Annotated in this window: 4 protein-coding genes and 1 pseudogene; 3 read left to right on the top strand and 2 right to left on the bottom strand. The window is 66.8% G+C overall.

The annotated features are described in order from the left end of the window. Positions 1 to 431: 431 nt before the first annotated feature. Both DTL70_RS33115 and DTL70_RS33110 read right to left on the bottom strand, forming a co-directional pair. Positions 432 to 1,625 (bottom strand): alcohol dehydrogenase catalytic domain-containing protein, encoded by a 1,194-nt coding sequence (locus DTL70_RS33115; RefSeq protein WP_114025724.1) that lies wholly within the window; start codon positions 1,623 to 1,625, stop codon positions 432 to 434. Positions 1,626 to 1,814: 189 nt separating this feature from the next. Continuing rightward, the gene (locus tag DTL70_RS33110; protein ID WP_114025723.1) at positions 1,815 to 2,372 is read right to left on the bottom strand and encodes a type 1 glutamine amidotransferase domain-containing protein; all 558 of its coding nucleotides are present in this window, start codon (positions 2,370 to 2,372) and stop codon (positions 1,815 to 1,817) included. A 572-nt stretch (positions 2,373 to 2,944) separates the two neighbouring features. Between DTL70_RS33110 and DTL70_RS34700 the strand changes: the two are divergent. The 3 genes and pseudogenes from DTL70_RS34700 to DTL70_RS33095 form a co-directional block, all read left to right on the top strand. Further along, positions 2,945 to 3,099 (top strand): annotated as a pseudogene (locus DTL70_RS34700) (transposase); the annotation flags it as partial. A 3-nt stretch (positions 3,100 to 3,102) separates the two neighbouring features. Then, on the top strand, positions 3,103 to 3,303 hold the full coding sequence (locus DTL70_RS34695; RefSeq protein WP_228773899.1) for a hypothetical protein: 201 nt from the start codon (positions 3,103 to 3,105) through the stop codon (positions 3,301 to 3,303). A 167-nt stretch (positions 3,304 to 3,470) separates the two neighbouring features. Beyond that, the coding region (locus DTL70_RS33095) for a transposase (protein WP_181861160.1) at positions 3,471 to 3,654 on the top strand (184 nt) is incomplete at its 3' end.

The following is a 3,654-nucleotide window of genomic DNA, read 5'->3' as shown; positions in this document are numbered from 1 at the left end:
TCGCCTTCCCCCGCCGCTACCTCTCCAACGAAAGCATGGACGCCCTCTACCCCGACGACACAATCGTCCTGCCCGCCACGTCAGACGGCTGATCGCCTACACCACGACAAGGGACATGACCCAAGAAAGCATGGACCCCAGTCAGCTCGGCAGATAACGGCCGCACGCTCCGGCAACGTCTTCTACCAGGAGTCCTGCACTGGCGCGAGGCACAGCGCCGCCCACGCCTCCCGCCCACCTGTCGCGGTCGGCGACTGCGCTGCGGCGGCACGATCTTCTTCCAACCGATGGCTGATGCGCTGAGCGCCTACGGCGTCAGCGGGTACTAACCGCCCCTTGGGGCACCTGGGCAGTCCGTCGCGTCGTCGGGGGTGACGGACTGCCCACTACGCCGTCGCTTATGAGTTCGCAGGGACGGATGAGGGCGGGCCTCAGGCGGGAATGAGGCCGTGGGGGTCGATGATGAACTTTTCGGACACTCCCGTGTCGAAGGTCGCGTAGGCGTCGGGGGCGTCGTCGAGGCTGATCACCTTCGTGTTGAGCATGGCGCTCAAGTAGGGCATGCGGTCCCACAGGATCGCCATCATCAGCTCGCGGTTGTAGTGCATGATCGGTGCCTGCCCGCCGGCGATCCGCGGCGACTTGATCCACGCCTTGCCGAAGTCGATCGGGTACGTTCCCTCCTGCTCGGCCTTCGACTTCGCGAGCGGGTCGGCGCCGTAGACGCCGATGACTCCGGTGGCCCCGCCCGCGCGGGTGGCGTCGAGCACCTGGTTGATGGCGTAGGCCGGGTCCATGTCCTCGGCCTCGCGGCCGATGCCGTGTGCCTCGGCGCCGACGTAGTCCACTGCGCAGTCGACCATGGGTTCGCCCAGGATGGCCTCGATCTGGTCGGTGAGCGCCGCGTCCTGGCTCAGGTCGATCGTCTCGCAGCCGTTCTTCTTCACCAGCTCCAAGCGGTCCTTGTGGTAGTCGCCCACGATGATGCAGGACGCCCCGAGGAGCCGCGCCGCTGCTGCGCCGCAGCGGCCGACCGGGCCGGCGCCGGCGATGTACACGGTCGAGCCCGGCTTGGCACCGGCCTCCATGAGACCGTGAAACGCGGTGGGCACGATGTCCGAGAGCAGCGCCAGGTCACGGATCTTCGCCATGGCCTGGTCCCGGTCCGGGAAGCGCAGGAGCTGGAAGTCGGCGTACGGGACGAACAGGTACTCGGCCTGGCCGCCGGTCCAGTCGCCCAGGTTGAAGCCGTACGCTCCGCAGGACACCTTGGGGTTTGTGGTCTCGCAGACTTCGGTCCGGCGCGCCCTGCAGTTGCGGCATCGGCCGCAGGCGACGTTGAACGGGACGGAGACGAGGTCGCCCTCACTGAGGAACTCGACGTCGGGGCCGACCTCGATGACCTCACCGGTCATCTCGTGCCCCATCACCATGCCCTGGGGCACCGGGAATGACCCGCGGTAGATGTGCAGGTCGCTCCCGCAGATGTTGGTGGCGACGATCCTGAGGATGACTCCGTGCGGGGCCTTCTTCCCGTTCGGCATCTGAAGCTTCGGGAAGTCGAGCGACTCGACGCGCATGTCTTTCGGGTTCTGAAAGGTGACAGCACGGTTGCTGCTTGCCATGACGATCTCCTCTGCTGATTCACGGTGACTCGGCCGAGTCAGTGTCGGCGGTCATTTGGGCGACTTTGCGACCTCGGGTTTCCTAACGTAGGGCTCCATCCGAGGTATGCAGGCCAGCGCCACACCCTCTTGCGTGCCATCGCACTAACGCTGCGTGCCAAGCGCCCGGTCAAGCGCGTCTTCTGCCGATCAGGCGGGTTGCGGTGCGTTGACGAAGTGTCCGATGATCGCCTTGCAGAAGGCGGGGAGGTCTTGCGGGCCGCGGCTGGAGATCAGCTGGCGGTCGATCACGACCTCCTCGTCGACGACCTCGGCGCCGGCGTTGCGCAGGTCAGTACGAATGCTGGGCCAGGAGGTGAGGCGCCGGCCGTGCAGCACGTCTGCCTCTGCCAGGGTCCAGGGTCCGTGGCAGATGGTGGCAACGGGCTTGCCGGTCTCCACGAACTCCCTCACGAAGGCGACGGCGTCGGGGTCGGTTCGCAGCTGGTCGGGGTTCATGGTTCCGCCGGGCAACAGGAGCGCGTCGTAGTCGCTCACGCGTGCGTCGGCGACCTTCTTGTCCACGGTGAAGGTTCCGGCCGGGTCGATGTCCATCTGGCGCGCGTTGATCTCGCCGGTGTGGAGGGACAGGAGTTCAGCCTGCGCTCCAGCGCCCAGCAGTGCGCCGAGAGGCTCTTCGAGCTCGACGCGCTCAACGCCGTCCGTGGCCAGGATTGCGACCTTCCTGCCGTGCAGTTCGTTGGTCATGGTGCGTGGTTCCTTCCGGTGATCGGCGGAGGACCGGTTCGGGTCCGTGCCCTCCGCTCAGCTGCCGTCGGGGAGGAGGACCTTGGTCCTTGCCCTGCTCGATCAGCCTGGTTGGCCTGGCCCGTCCCCATGTCTGGTGGGCACGTCACCCACATAACGACCTCACCACTCCCACTGTCCCACCCTCACAAGACACGTCAAAAGGTGCAAATTGTCTCGCTTGGCCGGTGGCGCGCCGGGAACCCGGCCTGCCCGGCCCACGACAGACCACGGCAGGAAGGGAGATGCGGCCAGACGCCGCGGTGACACCGTCCGCTTCGTGCTCCTCGAAGACCGCTCGGCCGGGCTGGACTTCGGCCAGCTCGTCCGCGCGACGGACCTGTCCACCTACCAGGTCAGATCCGGTCTCGGAGCGTTGTCCAGCCGAACGACAAGCGGGTCAATCACATCGTCGCCCAGCTCAACTCTTTCGAGCGACCCTCGATTTCATAGCCGGTCCCGGAGATCTTGTCCGCAAGGGGACCGTCCGTCGCCGATCGGGCGGCCTCCGTCACATCGCTGGGGCGGCCGTCATGCGTCATCCTCGCTATCCGTCGGATACCACTGATGCCACTGGGCTCTGGTCGAACCGCTGCTGCCGCTGGCGGCCTGCGACACGGCTCGCGGTGGCCTGCCGGAGAAGCACTCCCGTCGCGAAATCGTCGACGCGACCCGATACGTCGTCGACGGCATCACTGAAGCCCGCTCCCGAACCGGCCAGGAATTCGGCCTCGACCGCTTCCTTGCCTTCCTCACCGGCCACATCGATGAAGGCGTGCCCCTCCCCGAGACTCTGCGCCGCCTCATGCACAGCCACCACGGACACCTCTGCGACGACGCCACCACCGTCCTCCTCCAGTGGCACGGCCCCCAGCCCTTCGCCCCACCCTGAAGCCCTCGTCGGACTCCCCACATCCGGCACCGCCCCACCAGAACGTCAATCGAGCCCCGGCTCTCCACCAACTATCCGCGACAGCTACGGCTGACCACGCCGCCCCGCGGGCAGCACCTGCTCTAGGGGGTGTCTTCAATTGATCTTGGGTAGTGGATCATGGCCGGGTGATACGTCGCCATGAGCTGTCCGATGCCGAGTGGGAGTTCGTCCGACCGCTGCTGCCCGCGTCGCTGCGGGGCCGGAAACGGTTGGACGACCGAAGGGTGCTCAACGGAATTGTGTGGAAGTTCCGCACCGGCACCGCGTGGCGGGACGTGCCCGAGCGGTATGGGCCGTGGCAAACGCTGC

It is taken from the genome of Streptomyces diacarni (assembly GCF_003323715.1).
GTDB classification, from domain to species: Bacteria; Actinomycetota; Actinomycetes; order Streptomycetales; family Streptomycetaceae; genus Streptomyces; species Streptomyces diacarni.
This window is presented reverse-complemented; position numbering and strand designations above follow the sequence as displayed.